Source organism: Hydrotalea sp. AMD (assembly GCF_004100315.1).
Taxonomy (GTDB): Bacteria; Bacteroidota; Bacteroidia; order Chitinophagales; family Chitinophagaceae; genus Hydrotalea; species Hydrotalea flava.
Map to the genome: position 1 here is coordinate 18,698 of NZ_SCKY01000021.1, position 19,102 is coordinate 37,799.

General features: G+C 36.2%; 15 protein-coding genes. 13 read left to right on the plus strand and 2 right to left on the minus strand.

Annotated elements, in window-relative coordinates; translation table 11 throughout:
• Nucleotides 1–9 precede the first annotated feature (9 nt).
• The 9 genes from EO766_RS14135 (at nucleotide 10) to EO766_RS14175 (ending at nucleotide 11,286) form a co-directional block, all read left to right on the plus strand.
• Nucleotides 10–1,392 carry a dihydroorotase gene (locus EO766_RS14135; RefSeq protein WP_074420817.1) on the plus strand — a complete coding sequence of 461 codons (1,383 nt, stop codon included), beginning with the start codon at nucleotides 10–12 and terminating at the stop codon, nucleotides 1,390–1,392.
• A 58-nt stretch (nucleotides 1,393–1,450) separates the two neighbouring features.
• Nucleotides 1,451–2,764, plus strand: a complete 1,314-nt coding sequence (locus tag EO766_RS14140; protein ID WP_074420818.1) for a MutS-related protein — start codon at nucleotides 1,451–1,453, stop codon at nucleotides 2,762–2,764.
• 115 nt (nucleotides 2,765–2,879) lie between these two features.
• Nucleotides 2,880–4,427, plus strand: coding sequence for a YifB family Mg chelatase-like AAA ATPase (locus EO766_RS14145; protein WP_074418281.1), 1,548 nt, complete (start codon nucleotides 2,880–2,882; stop codon nucleotides 4,425–4,427).
• 89 nt (nucleotides 4,428–4,516) lie between these two features.
• Nucleotides 4,517–4,885: a hypothetical protein gene (locus EO766_RS14150; RefSeq protein WP_141676786.1), complete on the plus strand. Its 369-nt coding sequence runs from the start codon at nucleotides 4,517–4,519 to the stop codon at nucleotides 4,883–4,885.
• A gap of 266 nt (nucleotides 4,886–5,151) precedes the next feature.
• Complete coding sequence (locus EO766_RS14155; protein ID WP_074420819.1) at nucleotides 5,152–5,952, plus strand: MbnP family protein; 801 nt, start codon at nucleotides 5,152–5,154, stop codon at nucleotides 5,950–5,952.
• A gap of 5 nt (nucleotides 5,953–5,957) precedes the next feature.
• Nucleotides 5,958–6,980: a cytochrome-c peroxidase gene (locus tag EO766_RS14160; protein WP_074418278.1), complete on the plus strand. Its 1,023-nt coding sequence runs from the start codon at nucleotides 5,958–5,960 to the stop codon at nucleotides 6,978–6,980.
• Between the two features lie 14 nt (nucleotides 6,981–6,994).
• Nucleotides 6,995–7,915, plus strand: coding sequence for a transporter family protein (locus EO766_RS14165; RefSeq protein ID WP_074418287.1), 921 nt, complete (start codon nucleotides 6,995–6,997; stop codon nucleotides 7,913–7,915).
• A gap of 144 nt (nucleotides 7,916–8,059) precedes the next feature.
• Nucleotides 8,060–9,352, plus strand: coding sequence for a metal-dependent hydrolase family protein (locus EO766_RS14170; protein WP_074420820.1), 1,293 nt, complete (start codon nucleotides 8,060–8,062; stop codon nucleotides 9,350–9,352).
• 146 nt (nucleotides 9,353–9,498) lie between these two features.
• Nucleotides 9,499–11,286 (plus strand): ABC transporter ATP-binding protein, encoded by a 1,788-nt coding sequence (locus EO766_RS14175; protein ID WP_074420821.1) that lies wholly within the window; start codon nucleotides 9,499–9,501, stop codon nucleotides 11,284–11,286.
• 91 nt (nucleotides 11,287–11,377) lie between these two features.
• Here the strand turns inward: EO766_RS14175 and EO766_RS14180 are convergent, their stop codons facing one another.
• Both EO766_RS14180 and EO766_RS14185 read right to left on the minus strand, forming a co-directional pair.
• Nucleotides 11,378–13,894, minus strand: coding sequence for a TonB-dependent receptor (locus EO766_RS14180; protein WP_074420822.1), 2,517 nt, complete (start codon nucleotides 13,892–13,894; stop codon nucleotides 11,378–11,380).
• Nucleotides 13,895–13,924: 30 nt separating this feature from the next.
• Complete coding sequence (locus tag EO766_RS14185; protein WP_074420823.1) at nucleotides 13,925–14,284, minus strand: hypothetical protein; 360 nt, start codon at nucleotides 14,282–14,284, stop codon at nucleotides 13,925–13,927.
• A gap of 214 nt (nucleotides 14,285–14,498) precedes the next feature.
• Here EO766_RS14185 and EO766_RS14190 point away from each other — a divergent pair, with 214 nt between their 5' ends.
• The 4 genes from EO766_RS14190 to uvrC all read left to right on the plus strand — a co-directional run bounded on the left by EO766_RS14190 (nucleotide 14,499) and on the right by uvrC (nucleotide 19,024).
• Nucleotides 14,499–15,047: an RNA polymerase sigma factor gene (locus tag EO766_RS14190; protein WP_253810308.1), complete on the plus strand. Its 549-nt coding sequence runs from the start codon at nucleotides 14,499–14,501 to the stop codon at nucleotides 15,045–15,047.
• A gap of 11 nt (nucleotides 15,048–15,058) precedes the next feature.
• Nucleotides 15,059–16,543, plus strand: coding sequence for an outer membrane beta-barrel protein (locus tag EO766_RS14195; RefSeq protein WP_074420824.1), 1,485 nt, complete (start codon nucleotides 15,059–15,061; stop codon nucleotides 16,541–16,543).
• Between the two features lie 74 nt (nucleotides 16,544–16,617).
• Nucleotides 16,618–17,211 carry a hypothetical protein gene (locus tag EO766_RS14200; RefSeq protein ID WP_074420825.1) on the plus strand — a complete coding sequence of 198 codons (594 nt, stop codon included), beginning with the start codon at nucleotides 16,618–16,620 and terminating at the stop codon, nucleotides 17,209–17,211.
• A gap of 1 nt (nucleotide 17,212) precedes the next feature.
• Nucleotides 17,213–19,024, plus strand: a complete 1,812-nt coding sequence (uvrC, locus tag EO766_RS14205) for an excinuclease ABC subunit UvrC (protein WP_218331309.1) — start codon at nucleotides 17,213–17,215, stop codon at nucleotides 19,022–19,024.
• Nucleotides 19,025–19,102 lie beyond the last annotated feature (78 nt).

Genomic DNA, 19,102 nt, shown 5'->3' on the forward strand with positions numbered 1-19,102 from the left:
TAATGGAACATGCACACATACCTTATTAAAAACGGCTATATTATTAATGAAGGCAGAAAATATTATGCCGATTTATTACTAAAGGATGGCCGTATAGAAAAAATAGCGCCCCAAATAGACACGAAAGGCGCCGTAAAAGAAATGAATGCAGAAGGCAGATATGTATTACCCGGATGTATTGACGACCAGGTGCATTTCAGAGAACCGGGATTAACATACAAAGCTGGCATCAACACAGAATCAATGGCTGCAGTTGCCGGTGGCGTTACCAGTTTTATGGAAATGCCCAACACCATTCCCCCGGCATTAACACAGGAATTATTAGAAGAAAAATACCAATTGGCCCAACAACATGCTTTGGCAAATTATTCCTTCTTCATGGGTACCTCTAATAACAATTATGAAGAAGTAATGAAAACCAATAAAAGGAAAAATGACATCTGCGGTATTAAAATATTTATGGGCTCTTCAACCGGTAATTTATTGGTAGATAATCCGTTGGCGTTAGAAAAAATTTTTAGTGGCAGTGAAGTCTTGATTGCTACCCATTGCGAAGAAGAAAAAATGATTCAAAAAAACCTGCATGATTTACAACAACAAAAAACCCTTACTGCTGCCGACCACCCCATTATCCGTAATGATGAAGTTTGTTTTGAATCGTCCCTGAAAGCCATACAATATGCACAAAAACATGGCAGCAGGTTACATATATTACATATTTCTACTGCAAAAGAATTACAGTTATTTACCAATTTAATTCCATTGAAAGAAAAAAAAATTACTGCAGAAGTATGTGTGCATCATTTACATTTTACAGCAAATGATTATAGCCTTTTAGGCAATTTAATTAAATGCAATCCGGCCATTAAAGCACCACACAATCAACAAGCTTTATGGGAAGCCTTGTTGGATGACCGGTTAGATGTAATTGCTACCGACCATGCACCGCACACTTTAGAAGAAAAAGGTTACACCAGAGATGAGTTAAGCGGCAAATTGGTTTGTAACAATGCTGATTATTTACATGCACATGCAGGATTACCACTGGTACAACACAGTTTGTTATTGATGTTACAATATGTACATGATGGAAAAATAAGTATAGAAAAAGTAGTGGAAAAAATGAGCCATGCAGTAGCAGACTGTTTTCAAATAAAAGACCGAGGCTATCTTCGGGAGGGTTATTTTGCCGATGTGGTAGTGGTTAATCCACAGCAACCCACTACCGTTACAAAAGAAAATATTTTATACAAATGCAATTGGAGTCCATTTGAAGGAAGCAATTTCCCGATGCACATAGAAAAAACTTTTGTAAATGGCCATTTGGCTTATGCTAATGGTGTACTAGATGCATCTGTAAAAGGTAAAAGGCTTCAATTTAACAGACAGTAATACAAAACCGGTAAAGATTGAAGCAAAAGCAATTGATTATTCATAACTTACAGATTGTATGCAGGTAGACGATATCACTTTACACGATTTATCTATTTTAGGTAATAATGAAACAATTGCTATCTGGCAACAACTCAACTTTACACACACAGACGGCGGAAGGCAATATTTAAAAAAAATTTTACAGAAACCACTCAACAACATTGCCGCCATTCAAGATGTACAAAATACCATACAGCAATTGTTACAAATTGAAACGGACTGGCCGGTTACCATTACCAATGGTACCATTATGGTACTGGAAAAGTATTTTGAAACACCGGTTGATAGTTTTAAACCCGTGCCCGATCCATTTTCTGCATGGCTTTATGCCACACTAAAAAAGGGGGATTATTCATTAATCAAATATTCTGTTGAACACACCATTAGTTTTTTGCAGGGCTTGCAACAAATTACCATTTTACTAGGCAATGGCAATAGCAAATTGCTATCAACCTGGATGCAAACCATTCAGATTCAATTAAGCAAACCATGGGCGCAAAAAATGTTACAGTTTAAAAAAGAAAAGCCATTAACAAAAGTTGAAGTGCTAACATATGGGCATTTCATCCAACACCATTTCAAAAGCGGTATTGAAGAACTGATTGAAATATATAATAAATTAGATGCTTATTTAAGCTTAGCCATCGCCACAAAAAAATTTAGCTTTCATTTTCCCGATTTTAAAGAATGCAATGAGCCTTTTATTAGGGCAGAAGCCTTATACCATTTACAATTAAACACACCGGTGCCATATACCATTGCTTTAGAACGCAATCAAAATTTTTTATTTTTAACCGGTGCCAACATGGGTGGCAAAAGCACTTTTATTAAAGCCGTAGGTGTTTGTATATATCTTGCCCATATTGGCATGGCAGTGCCTGCTTCAAAAATGGAATTGAGTTTGTTTGATGGTTTAATCAGCAATATTAACTTAACCGATAACATTACAAAAGGCGAAAGCTATTTTTTTAATGAGGTGCATCGCATCAAAAAAACCATTGAAAAAATAAGTGATGGAAGAAAATGGCTGGTGTTGATAGATGAATTGTTTAAAGGTACCAACCAACAAGATGCCGTAAAATGCAGCATTAGCGTAATTGAAGGCCTCAGAAAAATGAATAATGCATTATTTATTTTATCAACACATTTATATGAAATTGGTCATGAACTTAAAACCCACTCAAATATTCAGTTCAAATATTTTCAAACCAGCATAGAAAACGATCAGCTTATTTTCAGCTATCAATTACAAGATGGCATTAGTAACGACCGCTTGGGTTACTTAATTATGCGTAAAGAAGGGGTGGTAGATTTATTGAATAAATTATAGTGCTTCACAATTTTTGTTATATATTAGTTTTTGAAAAATTAACGTATAACACAAAGCAAACATTTGCAGTGTCTCATAAATATAATGCTATGCAAATGCAAATACCCTGTTAACTATGCTTGTAAAAACCTATGGAAGTGCCGTTTATGGTGTAGATGCCATTTCAATTACCATTGAAGTAAATATTAGTGGCGGCGATATCAAATATTTTATAGTTGGCCTGCCCGATAATGCTGTGAAAGAAAGTTTACAACGTATTGAAAGTGCCATAAAAACCAGTAACTACAAAATGCCGCGCACCCGTTTGGTGGTCAATATGGCTCCCGCCGATATTAAAAAAACAGGTGCAGCATTCGATTTGCCCATTGCAATAGGCATTTTAGGTGCCGGTAATCAGTTACCGGATACAGATACATTAAAAGATTATGTGATGATGGGTGAATTAAGTTTAGATGGCACCATACAACCCATTAAAGGCGCATTACCCATTGCCATACAAGCCCGTAAAGATGGTTTTAAAGGATTAATCGTTCCCAAAGCCAATGCAAGAGAGGCGGCCATGGTCAATAATCTGGATGTATATGGCGTGCAACATATTTCTGAAGTAGTTGACTTTTTTTCAGGAAACAGCAAGGCAGAACCGTTAGTAGTAAATACACGAGATGAATTTTTTTCAACCCAAAATGAATTTGAGGTTGATTTTAATGATGTGAAAGGACAAGAAAATATAAAACGGGCACTCGAAATTGCAGCTGCAGGCGGGCATAATGCCATACTCATTGGCCCACCCGGTGCCGGTAAAACCATGTTGGCTAAACGGTTACCTACCATACTGCCACCACTTACATTACAGGAAGCATTAGAAACTACAAAAATTCATAGCGTAGCAGGTAAATTACCTGAAAATGCTTCACTTATTGCTAAACGCCCCTTTCGCTCTCCACACCACACAGTTAGTGATGCTGCTTTGGTGGGTGGTGGCGGTAATCCCCAACCCGGCGAAATTTCATTGGCACATAACGGTGTGCTATTTCTGGATGAATTGCCCGAATTTAAACGTACTGTTTTAGAAGTAATGCGTCAGCCTATGGAAGAAAGGCGTGTTACCATTTCACGAGCAAGATTAGCGGTTGACTTCCCTGCTAATTTTATGCTGATTGCTTCTATGAACCCCTGCCCTTGCGGTTTTTACAATCACCCCGAAAAAGAATGTACCTGCCCTGCCGGTGCTGTTCAAAAATACCTGAATAAAGTTTCAGGGCCTTTATTAGACAGGATTGATTTACATGTTGAAGTAACACCGGTTGCTTTTAGTGAGTTAAGCACCCGACAACAAACTTCTGAAAATTCGGCAACCATACGTGAACGGGTTATCAAAGCCAGAGCCATACAGGCAGAACGTTACAAAACATTACCCGGTATTTATGCCAATGCACAAATTAGTAGCAAAACCTTACGTGAATTTTGTACAATTAATGCAACAGGTGAAGCATTACTAAAAAAAGCAATGGAAAAATTAAATCTTTCTGCCCGGGCTTATGATAGAATTTTAAAAGTAGCCAGAACCATTGCCGACTTGGAAGGCAGTAACCATATTGAAGCGCAACACTTAGCCGAAGCTATTCAATATCGTAGCTTAGACAGAGAAGGGTGGGCAGGTTAAAACAACATATATTAAGAGCGAATACTTTGTGACCACAATCATGTTTTGTAAATAAATTTGAAATAACTTTGCAGCAAATTATTGTTTGTTTGAAGCAAACTATTGCTATATTATTTCTCGCTCCTTTTCTACTGCAAACTTTCAGCAAATTGTTGATTGTGGCCGATTACTTTATAAATACCAACCGTTTTGCCATTCATTGTGAAAATAAAAACAAACCCATGCTGCATTGTAACGGCAAATGCCAAATGATGAAGCAATTAACCAAAGCTGAAAAAAGCGAACAAAAAAATCCCGAACGCAAAGCCGAAAACAGAGATGAAATTTTCTTATTAAACTACAATAGTTTTTTTACAATTGCTCAAAACAATTCCGGTTTACTACAGCAATTTATAGCCGTTATCTGTATTGGTTTTCCAACCAAAATTGTACTTTCTATTTTCCATCCTCCCGGTTAGTCATTTATCTTTTGCATTGTTCACCGAAAACAATTTCAATTTCTTTAGTTATTGATTGGTGCATTACTATGCGCTAAAGCAAACAGATCGTTCACTGTTTTCAAACAGAATTGTTGTTCAATCACTTTCAATTGAATATTGAAAGGCTGTTGTATACATGAACAATTCTGTTTCTGACTACCCGCTATTCACGAAAAAATAGCCCGGGTAAAAAATTTTATCACTATCCTACAACAGATTGTTAAATATACTAATTTAATATAATTATGAAATCAATTATTTTTTCCCTTTCTATTGCATTATTTTTTCTGGTTTCGTGTAAAAAAAATGTTGCACCTGAATACAATGCATCTGCAACCGGACAATTGTCTGTTGAGTTTGATAATGTAGCCGGCAACCAGGATTTACAATTAAATACAGGCAACTATACCAACGCAAGTGGTGAGGCTTTTAAAGTTACTTTATTAAAATATTTTGTGAGTAATTTTACATTAACCAAAACAGATGGTAGTGTTTACAGCATTCCACAAGACAGTTGCTACTTTTTAATTGATGAAAGCAAGCCTGCATCAACCATTCCTGTATTGCGTGTACCGGAAGGAGAATACAGTAAATTAACTTTTATGGTAGGTGTAGATAGTTTGAGAAATACCTTGGACATCAGTAAAAGAATCGGTATATTAGATCCTGCAGGTGCCGCCGCAGGTATGTACTGGAGCTGGAACAGCGGCTATATTTTCTTTAAGATGGAAGGCACTTCACCCGCATCTACTCAAAATGGTAATATTTTTCAGTATCATATCGGACTGTTCGGTGGTTATACCAGTACCAGTCCAACACTTAATAACATTAAAACCATTACACTCGATTTAACAGCCAGAGGTACTGCTAAAATTAAAGCCACCAAATCAGCTAACATACATTTATTGGTAGATGTAATGAAAGTATTTAATGGCACTCCCAATGTAAGTATTGCGCAAAATTCAGTGGTAATGGTTAGTCCGTTTAGTGCAACCATCGCTAACAACTACGTAAATATGTTTACACACAACCATACTGAAAACTAACTGGTATGAAATTAAAATTATTGATATTAACTTTCTTTCTTGCAGGCGTTATTGCCTGCAAGAAAGAAAGTACACAAGTGTTTGCCGGATTCACCAAACCGGATATTTTTCCAACCCCTGTATATCATTTTGAAACTAATCCGATAACGGAGAACGGGTTTGTGTTAGGAAGAAAATTATTTTATGATGCATCACTTTCCGCCAATAACACCATAAGCTGTAGTTTCTGTCATATTCAAACTTCGGCTTTTACCCAGCATGGGCATAGTGTAAGCCATGGTATTTTTGACAGCCTGGGTGTTAGAAATACACCACCTATTATGAACTTGGCATGGAGCCCATCTTTTATGTGGGATGGTGGTATTGCCGACTTAGACCTACAGCCCATTGCACCCATTACCAACCATGTTGAAATGGGTAATACCATGAATAATTTGTTGGCTACGCTGCAAAAATCTCCGGTTTACCCATCCCTTTTTCAGAAAGCATTTGGCACACCTGAAATTAATACATCCCGTTTATTAAAAGCATTGTCGCAATTTATGGTGATGTGCGTTAGCGATCAATCGAAGTATGATAGTGTAATGCATCATCAAGCCAGCTTTACAAATGATGAAAATGCAGGTTATACTATATTCAAAAACAATTGTGCTGCATGCCACAAAGAACCATTATTTACCGATTTTTCATTTCGGAATAACGGGTTATCACCAAACAATATTGATGATGTAGGCAGATACGATATCACACTACAGGATGCAGATAAATATAAATTTAAAGTACCCACCTTACGTAATTTATACTATACCGCACCCTATATGCACGATGGGCGCTTTTTAACTTTAGAGGCTGTTCTGGATTTTTACAGCAATCAAGTTCAAAACGCACCTAATCTAGACCCCATGTTAAAAAACAACGGGCATATTGGAATAGCATTATCAAGTTCAGAAAAAGAACAATTACTTGCTTTTTTACAAACACTCAACGATAAAAATTTTGTGGAGAATCGCTTGTTGAGTGAACAATAAAAATGAAAAATTACATGAAAAAAGTATTTCTCATCATTATAACTGCAGTCATTTCAGTTCAGTTCACCTATGCATGCGATATTTGCGGATGTGGTGTAGGCAATAATTATTTAGGCATTATGCCCGAATTTCACAAACATATTTTCGGAATAAGATACCAAAACAACAGCTTACGTACCCACATTGGTGTAGGAGGTACCAGCAGCTATTTAACCACTACCGAAAATTATACTACTGCCGAACTTTGGGGCGGATGGAATATAGCCAAACATGTACGCATTTTAGGTAATGTGCCTTATAGCTTTAATACCAAAACCAATGCAACCGAAAATTTGAGTAAAAACGGAATTGGCGATATTACATTTACCGGATTTTATGAAGTATTGAACCAAAGAAAATCTCTATACCAAAAATTGTTGGTACAGAACCTCTGGATAGGGGCAGGCATAAAATTACCCACCGGAAAATACAATCCGGCAGATAAGGATAACAATATGCAAAGCGCCAATTTATTTCAATTAGGTACCGGCAGTACCGATTTTCTGGCAAGCCTGATGTATGATGTTCGTTTACAAGATGCAGGTATAAACATAGCCGCTAATTATAAAATAAATGGAACCAATATGCATGAATACCAATACGGCAATAAATTTTCAACCATATTTCAGGCGTATTACAAAATTCGTATTGCAAAAGCGGTTACGCTTGTGCCTAATATTGGATGCCAGTTTGAACAGGCACAAAAAGATACTGACCATGCGTTACAGGCAGATATTTCGGGTGGCAAGCTCCTTTTAGGCACAATTGGTTTAGAAACAACATTCAAAAACATGGCTATTGGCACAAACTGGCAAACGCCATTATCGCAAAATTTAGCCAATGGATTTGTAAAAGCAAATAACCGGGTAATGGTGCATATAGCATGGATGTTCTAATAAAGCATTTACTCAATTAAAACATTTTAAATAATACAAATCCAATAAAAATAGTGCCATCCAAGATGGTTTTACAACAAAATTGCAGGCAGTAGAATTTATAAAAGCAGTAATTAGTATCTTGTAGGTACTAAAACAAATCATATGCTTAAGAAATACACTATTTTATCTGCAACACTATTGCTGATGTTTTCATTTGCAAGAAGCCAGAAAATAACTGCTATAAAGTGCGGGAAATTATTAGATGTAAAACTGGGTACCGTTGGTAATAACCAGGTAATTATTATTAAAGATAACATCATACAAAAAATTGTTCCGAAGGTGGAATTTCAAGAGAAAGTAGATAGTACTATCGATTTATCCGGTTATTTTGTTTTACCCGGATTAATTGATTGCCACACGCATGTTTTATTGCAAGGCGATATTACCAGTGATGATTATGCCGAACAACTACTGAAAGAATCCATTCCCTACCGAACCCTTCGTGCAGCTCGCAGCGCAAACATTGCATTACACAATGGCTTTACTACTATTAGAGATTTGGAAACAGAAGGTGCTATGTATGCAGATGTAGATTTAAAAAAAGCCATTAACAATGGCGTAATACCCGGGCCACGTATGTTTGTAGCTACAAGGGCTATTAATACTGTGGGGCACTATCCTATTAGTCCGAAAGAATACAATTGGGAGCTTGATTTGCCAAAAGGCATCCAGGAAATTAATGGATCCGATGATGCCAGAAAAGCTGTGAGAGAGCAATTGGCACATGGAGCAGACTGGATAAAAATTTATGCCGACAGAGGTTATTATCGCTTACCCGATGGTTCCTTCAGAAGTCTTCCCAACTTTACAGAAGAGGAAATAGAAGCCATAGGAGATGAAACACGGAAAAGCAGAAAAAATTTTGCAGCACATGCCATGACCAGGGACGGTATTTTAGCTGCTATTGCAGCAGGCGCCAGAAGTATTGAACATGGTAGTGGCATGGATGAAGAATGTGCCAATACAATGGCCCAAAAAGGTGTATTCTGGTGCCCCACCATTTTTGTAAACGATTATGTTGCAGATGGAAGAGCCAAAGAAGGCAGTTTCATTAATCAACAGTTTCGCCAAGCTGCTCCAGCTATATTTAAAACAGCTATGAAAGCAGGTGTAAAAATTGCTTATGGCACCGATATTGGCGGATATGAGTGGAATTTGCCGGAAGCAAAAGACTTTGAGTTTATGGTGCAATATGGGCTATCACCATTACAAGCCATACAAACCGCTACTACTACCGCTGCCGATTTATTACAACAAGATGGAAAAATTGGTGTTATAGCTCCGGGTGCTTTTGCTGATATCATTGCAGTAAAGGGTAATCCATTAAACAATATTCAATTATTACAACAAGTACAATGGGTAATGAAAGACGGAAAAGTATGGAAATCGCAATAAACTAAACTGACTTTTCGACATACCAGAAAATTTGCATAGTTATTGTTTCTATATGTTTTCATTTTTCACTAAACCAAATAAAAGTATGAAAACTTGTGCATTATTTGCGTAATGAATCATGCTTTTAACATTGAAACAATACATGTATGAAACTACTGTTACAATACTTAAAACATTATAAATGGCTCATTGCATTGGCATTATTATTAGCAGCCATTAATCAGGTTTTTTCCATGTTCGATCCGTTACTGTTCGGGAAATTAATTGACCGATATTCCAACCATCCACATTTTTTTGATCACGAAAAAAAATTACCCAGAACTGAATGGCAATATATCTATGGCGTATTGGTTTTTTTAGGCTTAATGGTAGGCACCGCCATGGTAAGCAGAATTGCCAAATCATTCCAGGATTATGCCGTAAATGTAATTATTCAAAAATTTGGAGCAGCATTATTTACAGATGGATTGAAGCATAGCATGCAATTACCCTATCAGGATTTTGAAGACCAGCGTAGTGGTGAAACCTTATCAATTTTAACTAAGGCAAGAGCAGACTGCGAAAAATTTATTGGATATTTTATTAATGTATTGTTTGGAATTTTAGTGGGTGTTGTTTTTGTTTCTGTATATGCCTTTCATATTCATTGGAGTATAATGCCTACTTATATTATTGGTATTGCCATTTTATCATGGCTTACTAACCGCTTAAGCAACAAAATAAAAAGCATACAAAAACGCATTGTAAAAGAAACTACCATGCTGGCAGGCTCTACTACTGAAAGTTTACGAAACATTGAACTGGTAAAAAGTTTAGGGCTCACTGACCAGGAGATAAAACGCCTAAACAATAATACCTATAAAATATTAGGACTTGAACTAAAGAAAGTAAAAAGCATAAGAACCATTGGCTTTATTCAGGGTACATTCGTAAACTTATTAAGGCAGGTAATTATGATGGTTTTGATGTGGTTAATATTTAAAGATATATTGACCACCGGACAACAAATTACCCTTCAATTTTACAGCTTTTTTATTTTCGGACCATTACAGGAAATTGGAAATATTTTGCTCAGTTATCGGGAAGCAGAAGCTTCTATCAATAACTTTCATCATTTAATGAGTAAAACGCCCGATCATTCACCGGTTACACCTACTCATATTGGCGCAATTGAAATACTAACTTTCGATCAGGTATCATTTCAACACCAAACAGCTAATTATAAAGCCATTGATAATATCTCTTTTACTGTACAAAAAGGCGAAACCGTTGCTTTTGTAGGTCCGAGTGGCGCCGGTAAAAGTACTTTGGTAAAATTATTGGTAGGATTATACCGGCCAAAAGAGGGTACCATTTTTTATAATGGTGTAGATGGCCACAATTTAAATTTTGATGAACTACGCGGACAAATTGGCTTTGTTACCCAAGATACCCAATTATTTGCAGGCAGTATCAAAGAAAATCTTTTATTTGTAAAGCCCGATGCTACAGATGAGGATATTTTAGAAGCACTACAAAAGGCAAGCTGCAATCAATTGCTGACTAAGGCAGACAATGGCATTGATACACTAATAGGTGAAAGCGGATTAAAACTAAGTGGTGGCGAAAAACAAAGAATATCCATTGCCAGAGCGTTGATACGTAAACCACATTTATTGTTATTTGATGAAGCCACCAGCGCATTAGACTCTATTACTGAGGAAGAAATAACCAATACCATTAAAGCAGTATCGAACGAAAAATCACAAATCACTGTTCTTATTGCACACCGTTTAAGTACAATAATGCATGCCGACAGAATTTATGTGCTGGAAAAAGGGCAAATTGTGGAAACCGGCAATCACCACAGTTTAGTGGCTATGAAAGGATTATATTATGCCATGTGGCGCCAGCAAATTGGCGAACGCAAATTAAATGCATCATTTGCAGTGTAAAATTAAAATTATCCACTATCTATTCTTGTAAGATAACAGAAAGGCCCTTCCGTAATAGAGTGGGCCTTATTTCTACCAAAAACAAACCAACTTAACTGCTTTTCTTTAAATTATAACTCAGCGGAAAATCTATTTTCAATGAAACATTTCTACCCATATTGTAAATACCATGTTCTCGTGGGTTATCGTTTGGACCCGGATTTTGATAATTTCCATAAAAATATTTTAACCTGCTTAAGTGATCCCAATAAGCCAAATTGAAGAGGTTATTACCCATAACATACACATTAAATAACACATCGCCTTTTTTATTGGTAATACTTCCTCCAAAACCTGCATTAAACAAACTATAACCCGGAGTTGGTGTTTCGGTTCCGTAAGCACTGAAAACATTGTTTTGGCTGGCATAATATTCCAACTGCACTTTTACAAAAGCATTCTTAATACCCGATTTTGCCAAATTAAAATTATATCGCAATTCAGAAGTTCCGTGCACAGGCGGAATAAATGGAAGATATTTTTCTGAATCAGCAACAGCCTTTCCATCTGTACCTTTATTAATGGCATTTACAACAGATACACTGTTTTCAAAATGCAAAGGTTTAATGGGATGCAGATCTACACTAAACTCTCCGCCCCACAAATTTGCTTTGGATGCAACAAATTTAAATGTCTGATTACCCTGAACCAAAACGGAGTCCTGGCCATTGGCGCCCAATAATTTCTGATTGTAGATATAATTGTTAATGGTATTATTGAATACACTTAACTGAATAACGGCATATTTTGAAGAATACACCAAACCAACATCCTGCTGTAAACTAAACTCAGGCTTTAACTGATCACTACCTATTTGATAAATGTTAGTACCCGGATGCACACCATTAGCAGATAGTTCAGCAATATTGGGTGCACGATAACCACGAGCTAAATTCACCTTTACTGAAAATTTCTCAGAAAAATTATAGGTTGCCCCTATGCTTCCGGAAAACCCTGAAAAATTATGCTTATAATTAGAAAATATTTTTTGTGCACCAATTGTATCTGTGCCATTCACCGCCATATCAAACCCTGTAACAGGATTTACATTAGTGAACAATTTTTGATTATCAAATGTTCTGCCATCTATTCTTGCACCTCCGGCAATATCTAAATTGCCAAATGTTTTTTTACCCAAAATAAACCCTCCGATATCGAATTGATGGTAATTGGGTATCACAAATTCGGTACCGTTAGTAACGGTATTGTTCTGGTACATTCCATTTACACCTGCGGTGATATCCCAATTGTCTAAAGAAGGAAAATGATATTTTACATCATAGGTGTAAGTTTGCAGTTGCAAATCAAGACCAGGGATAGTAAATAGTTCAGGATGGCTGTACTCTCTGCGCCTGCTGTTCTGAAAACCCAAATTCACATCTAACCTGCTTTCACCCAAAATAAAATTATTACTCCAGTAAATGCGGGCATGTTGCACATGTTGGTGTAATTTTTCAATGGCATAACTATTTAAATCATGGTTAGAAACAATTTGTCGTACCGTATCAATTTCAGTAATTTGCCTGGTAAACTTCCAAGTGGCACTATCGCGGCTTCCATCGGGTATTTCCTGCAAGTCATCAAACAAAACTAAATTCAGGTGTGAGTAACCCCATTTACGATGCAGACCCAATGAAGCATTTGCATCAGTTTCGCGAAAAGCCGTTCCAAACACTCTGCCATCTACTTTGTTTTGATAATCCACGGCTTGTTTGTGCGAAACACGAGCCATCCATTCAAAACCATTCTTAGTGGCACCTAACATTGCCGAACCACCTATAAACTTATTGTTGGTTTGGTAATTCAACAAAACCTCTCCAATCATTTTTCCTTCGGGTGCTGGTTGTGTAGGAATAAGATTGACCACGCCGGCAAGCGCATCTGAACCATATGATAAACTGGCAGGACCTTTTATTACTTCAACCCTGTCAACACTAAACTGATCTATTTCAATACCATGTTCATCGCCCCATTGCTGGCCTTCTTGTCGCACACCATCATATAAGGTTAAAATTCTATTGTACCCCAATCCTCTGATAATAGGTTTTGAAACATTGGGTCCGGTAGTAACAGTTCTTACACCAGGTATTTTTGCTATTGCATCAATAGCATTGGTGGCACTATTACTGAGCAGGTAACTATGATTAATGGTTACAATAGGTACCGGGCTTCTTTTAATTTGTGTTGCTTTTGAAGTACCCGTTACTACTACTTCGCCAATTTCAGTAGCACTTTCCAGCAAACTGAAATTAGCCGTTATAGTACCTTTCAATGCAACATTTTTTGTAGCAGTTGCATAACCTACATATTTTACTTCTATCAAAAAATTACCAACGGGCAAGCCCTTTATTTGATATTCACCTTTATCATCTGTAATAACACCCAATTTTAAATCAGGAATACTTACAGTGGCGCCAACTAATGGTTTTTGCGTTTGTGCGTCTAATACTTTTCCATGTAAAACCACCTGCTCCAAATCTTCATTCCCATCCCATGCAATTGCAAATTGTGGTAATAAAATAAATAAAATACTATATAATGGCAAAGCCAGTAATAACTTTTTCAACATAAAATTACATTAGTTAAATAAATAATTAAATTACAACCAGATGAAGTTATTGACGGCAGAAGGAGGCCCGCGTGTTGCAAAAGTGTGATGGCCTGATGAAAATATATTTTCAGATAAAATGGTAGTTGCATTGATAAAACTAACCGGCAGGGTAATTATTACATTTATTTGTTCGCCCATAAAAGGCAATACCACCACCATATTATTTACATCGCAACTATAACCAACTGCATGAATAACAGGCCCGTTTTTAGGTATTGCAACACTGGCAGGTATATCGGTATGTTGTGCCAACCAATAATGCAGCCATTGTTTGGGCATTATAGCCAACAACATAACCAACAAAAGAAAAGCGGCGGTAAAGGATTGTATGTTTCCCCTATTTTTCAAATAATTTTTGTTACAGTGTTGCAAATGTAACTTTCTACTCAGAAATTACAAGCTATAGCAGCTTGAATTTTGAAAAAAAATGATAAACGGTTAAATACTATGTGCCGCTCAAAAGAAAAAAAATGCCAAGCAGCATTTAAAATTTCAAAATGTCCTATATTTAAGGGTAACTATTTATCCCGTAATGACTGAACAGGCAATAATAACTGGATGTATGTACAATGACCCCATTGCACAACGTGAGTTGTATAACAGATATAGCCCTAAAATGCTATCGGTGTGTTATCGGTTTGCACATAACAGACAGGATGCGGAAGATATGTTACAGGAAGGTTTTATAAAAGTGTTTACACAAATGAATACTTTTCAAAACCGTGGTGCATTTGAAGGCTGGATTAGAAGAATTATGGTACACACCTGCATTAATTTTTTAAAAAAGAATAAAAAATTTAATGAAAGTGTTGAATTGTCGCAGGCAACACATTTGCATACCAAAGATGAAACCATCCCTTCCATATTGCAGGGAAAACAAATTATAGAATGTATCAGACTTTTACCCGTGGGATACAGAACCGTATTAAACTTATATGCCTTAGAAGGCTTTAGCCATAAGGAAATAGCCGAAATGCTGGATATAGAAGAAAGTACCAGCAGAAGTCAGTACACAAGAGCCAAAACTATGTTGGAAACTATTTTAATTAAGAAGAAAATTGTTGACAGCCCGAAGGAAGAGTACAACTGGCTGGCAGCATTTAGTAAATAAGTGCAGGAACGATGGAAAACAATTTTCATATACATGATGAATTTGAACAATTCTTGCAAGATGAGGTGAAACAACACCGCATGTACCCATCTGAGCATGTATGGGAAAATATTCGTACAGAATTGCATGGTACGGGTTCCTGGAAAGCATTAACATTTATTGCTATTTTTATTATTGTTGCATTAACGGCTACTACCATTTACAATTACCCGCCTAAAAATATTTTGATAAAGCCCCTTGCACCCATTGGTAACGTTCAAATGATTGATGCCAATACACCCGACAATAGCAATATACACGCTGATGCCAATAAAAATAATTTATTAGAGCAAACCATTAATCCTACTGCTATTACCAATAAAACCATCAATAAACTTCACCACATCAATAAACCGCAGCACAATACGTACTATGCATTTGTAAATACATCCAATAACATTACTGCCGGTAACGAGATTATTGTGAGTAGCCGCCACTTCAATAAAGGTATTCAAAATATTTCCATCATCAGCAAACATATTAACGGTAATGGTGAACCGGTTGAATTGATGAATACAGAAAGCATTAAAAACAATACCTATCCTTCAGGTAACACTACTTATTATTCCGGCAACAACAGCCTGATATTGTATCCTAATTTTGCATGGTTAGATCAGAAAAACAAAATCAGTGGTTTCAATAATGTGCTGAACAAATCAGCTTATAATACTTCAAAAAATTTATTAAAAACTACTGCTAAAATTCCAAGATTTTCTTACCAATTATATATTACACCTTCCATCAGCTACCGAAATTTAGTTGACAATCAGGAAAGATTAAATTATGCAACATTATTGAGCACCTTCGCATTAAACAGTCCGGTTAACAATACCAACAATTCAGTAAATGGCAACATTAATGCAGCAGTACACCACAAACCTGCCATTGGCATGGAAGCGGGTGGTGCTATTTTATACCGTTTAAATAAAAACCTGCAAATAAAAACCGGCTTACAATTTAATGTTCGGCAGTATTATATTGATGCATATTGGTCGCCCTATAATATTGCAACCATTGCATACGTACGTAACCATCAGTTAGATTCTGTAAATATGCTTTCCAGTTATAGCAATGCAGGCGGCTTTCAATCTGCCAAATTAGATAATAAACTATACCAAATATCTATCCCCATTGGTGTTCAATGGAGTTTCTTTCCCGATAAAAAAATTGGTGTAGATGCAGGTATCAGTTTTCAACCTACCCTTACTCTTAACAAAAACGTGTATTTGCTTTCAACCGATTATAAATATTATACCAATGGAGCTCCCTTTTTCAGAAAGTGGAATGCCAATACAGGGATTGAGTTGAATGTTACCTATAAAACCGCAAACAGAACCTGGTTTATTGGGCCGCAGGTACGGTATCAACATTTTCCTACCTATAACGATTTGTACCCCATTAAAGAATTTAGATGGGATTATGGTTTAAAAATTGGGTTTACCCAGCCCATTCGTTAATTTTTTTCAAGTATAAATCATCAGCAAATAAGTTTATACAATGCGGTTACAAGTGTTTCAAATACTTTTGTAGCATGAAGTATTTGCTTTTTATATTAGTACCCATTGCAGTAACTGTTTGCTGTTCAGGCTGCCATAGTAACCAACAAAAGGCAGCAACAACCACACAACCGGTAAAAGATACCGGTACTTATTTTCCAATAAAAGAAATATTAACTGAAGAAATAAACGATGTAAATAGCACGCCGTATTTTATGTACAAAATAGAAACGAATAATGCAGGAAAAAAAGACTCTTCAGTTATTTATGCTAAGGAATTTGAACATTTAGCCCAACCCTTTTTGGATGCTGATATTAATAGCCCTGCACTAAAACCTTTACTCAATGAATCTGTATTTCATGATTTATCAACCAACAGTTATAGTTTTACCTATGCACCAGCCGCACAAGATGATACATTCCCCATTAAATCAGTAATTATTTTATTAAATGACGCTAATAACAAATTGAAAAATATTTTTATACACAAAATACTGCATCGCGCAGATACTACCATAGATGAGGCTTTACACTGGAAACCTACCAATTATTTTACAATCAATAAAGAATACTTATTGAAAGATTCTGTAATTAACAAAAACAAAATATTTGTAAACTGGAAACATTGATATGACTGCTGCTGCTTTTCAACTCATTGCCCATACCATACCGCATAAACCGGGCATATACAAATATTATGATGTATCGCATCAACTTTTATATGTAGGAAAAGCAAAAGACTTGCACAAAAGAGTAAGCTCTTATTTTTCAAAAACTTTTACCGGCTATAAAACATTTGAATTAGTTAAGCGAATTGAAAGTATTGAGTTTACCATTGTTGATTCGGAACAGGATGCATTTTTATTGGAAAATGCACTGATTAAACAATATCAACCCAAGTATAATATTAATTTAAAAGATGACAAAACGTATCCATATATTGTTATTAAAAAAGAACCATTTCCCAGAGTATTTTTAACACGTCAAAAATTAAACGATGGCTCAGAATATCTGGGACCATTCAGTTCTGTAGGGCGTGTTCGGGAATTATTGCATTTTATTAAACAATACATTCCTTTAAGAACCTGCAAACTGGCATTAACTGCAAACAATATTCAAAAGCATAAATTTAAAGTATGCTTAGAGTATCATTTGGGTAATTGTAAAGGCCCTTGTGAGGGTTTACAAACGGATAGCGATTATAACACCGGCATTCAGCAAATCAGAGAAATTTTAAAAGGTAATTTAAGTTCGGTAATGAACCGCTTAAAACTTGAAATGCAGTTACATGCAGCAAATTTAGCTTTTGAAAAAGCGGCAGCGGTTAAAAGTAAAATGGAATATCTTGAAAACTATCAGGCAAAATCAGTGATTGTAAGTAAACACCTTACCAATATTGATGTCTTCTCAATTGAGAAGGAAGGACATGTTGCATTCATCAATTACCTGATGGTAAACCATGGTACCATTGTACAAACGCATACCAGAAAAATTGATATACAATTAGAAGAAACCGAAGCGGAGGTACTGCCGATGGTAATTTTAGATATAAGAAAAACTTTTAACAGTACTGCTAAAGAAATGGTGGTGCCTTTTGAGATGGATTACCCCGAACCGGATATCACCATCACAGTTCCCAAGGTGGGCGACAAGAAAAAATTATTAGAATTATCCATAAAAAATGTAAGCTATTTTAAAGAAGAGCTCAGGAAGAAAAAAACACTGCATATTACTACTAAATCAGACGCAGATTTGATGCAGGTTTTAGAAGAAGTAAAAAATTATTTGCATTTACAGGAAACACCGATACATATAGAATGTTTTGATAACTCGAATTTTCAGGGTAGTTATCCGGTTTCTGCAATGGTTTGTTTTAAAAACGGCTTACCCAGTAAAAAAGATTACAGGCACTTTAATGTAAAAACCGTTCAGGGCATCAATGATTTTGCAACCATGAAAGAGGTAGTTTACAGGAGGTATAAACGTTTGAAAGAAGAAAACCAATCACTGCCACAATTGGTGATTATTGATGGTGGAAAAGGCCAATTAAATGCTGCTTTAGAAGCGTTGGATGAATTGGGCCTTTTGGGTAGCATGAATGTGGTGGGTTTAGCCAAAAATGAGGAAGAAATATTTTTTCCGGGCGATAACCGTTCCTTAAAATTACCCTGGGATAGTGACAGCTTGCTACTGATTCGGAGAATTAGAGATGAAGTGCATCGCTTTGGTATTACTTTTCACCGGAATAAACGTTCGGCGGGTGCTTTTAAAAATGAATTAGAGCAGATTCCCGGCATTGGTAAAACCACGGCAGATACCCTCTTAAAGCATTTTAAATCTATCAAAAACCTGCAAACGAAAGATAAATCTGCTATTGCTGCAGTTGTTGGCCCCGCAAAAGCCGAATTAGTGATACGTTATTTTAATTCCGCCAGGCAATAATAATATCAATTTGGGAAAAGTAATGGCATAAAAAAAGGGCCAGGATAAAAATCCAGCCCCGTCTTTAAAATCCAATAT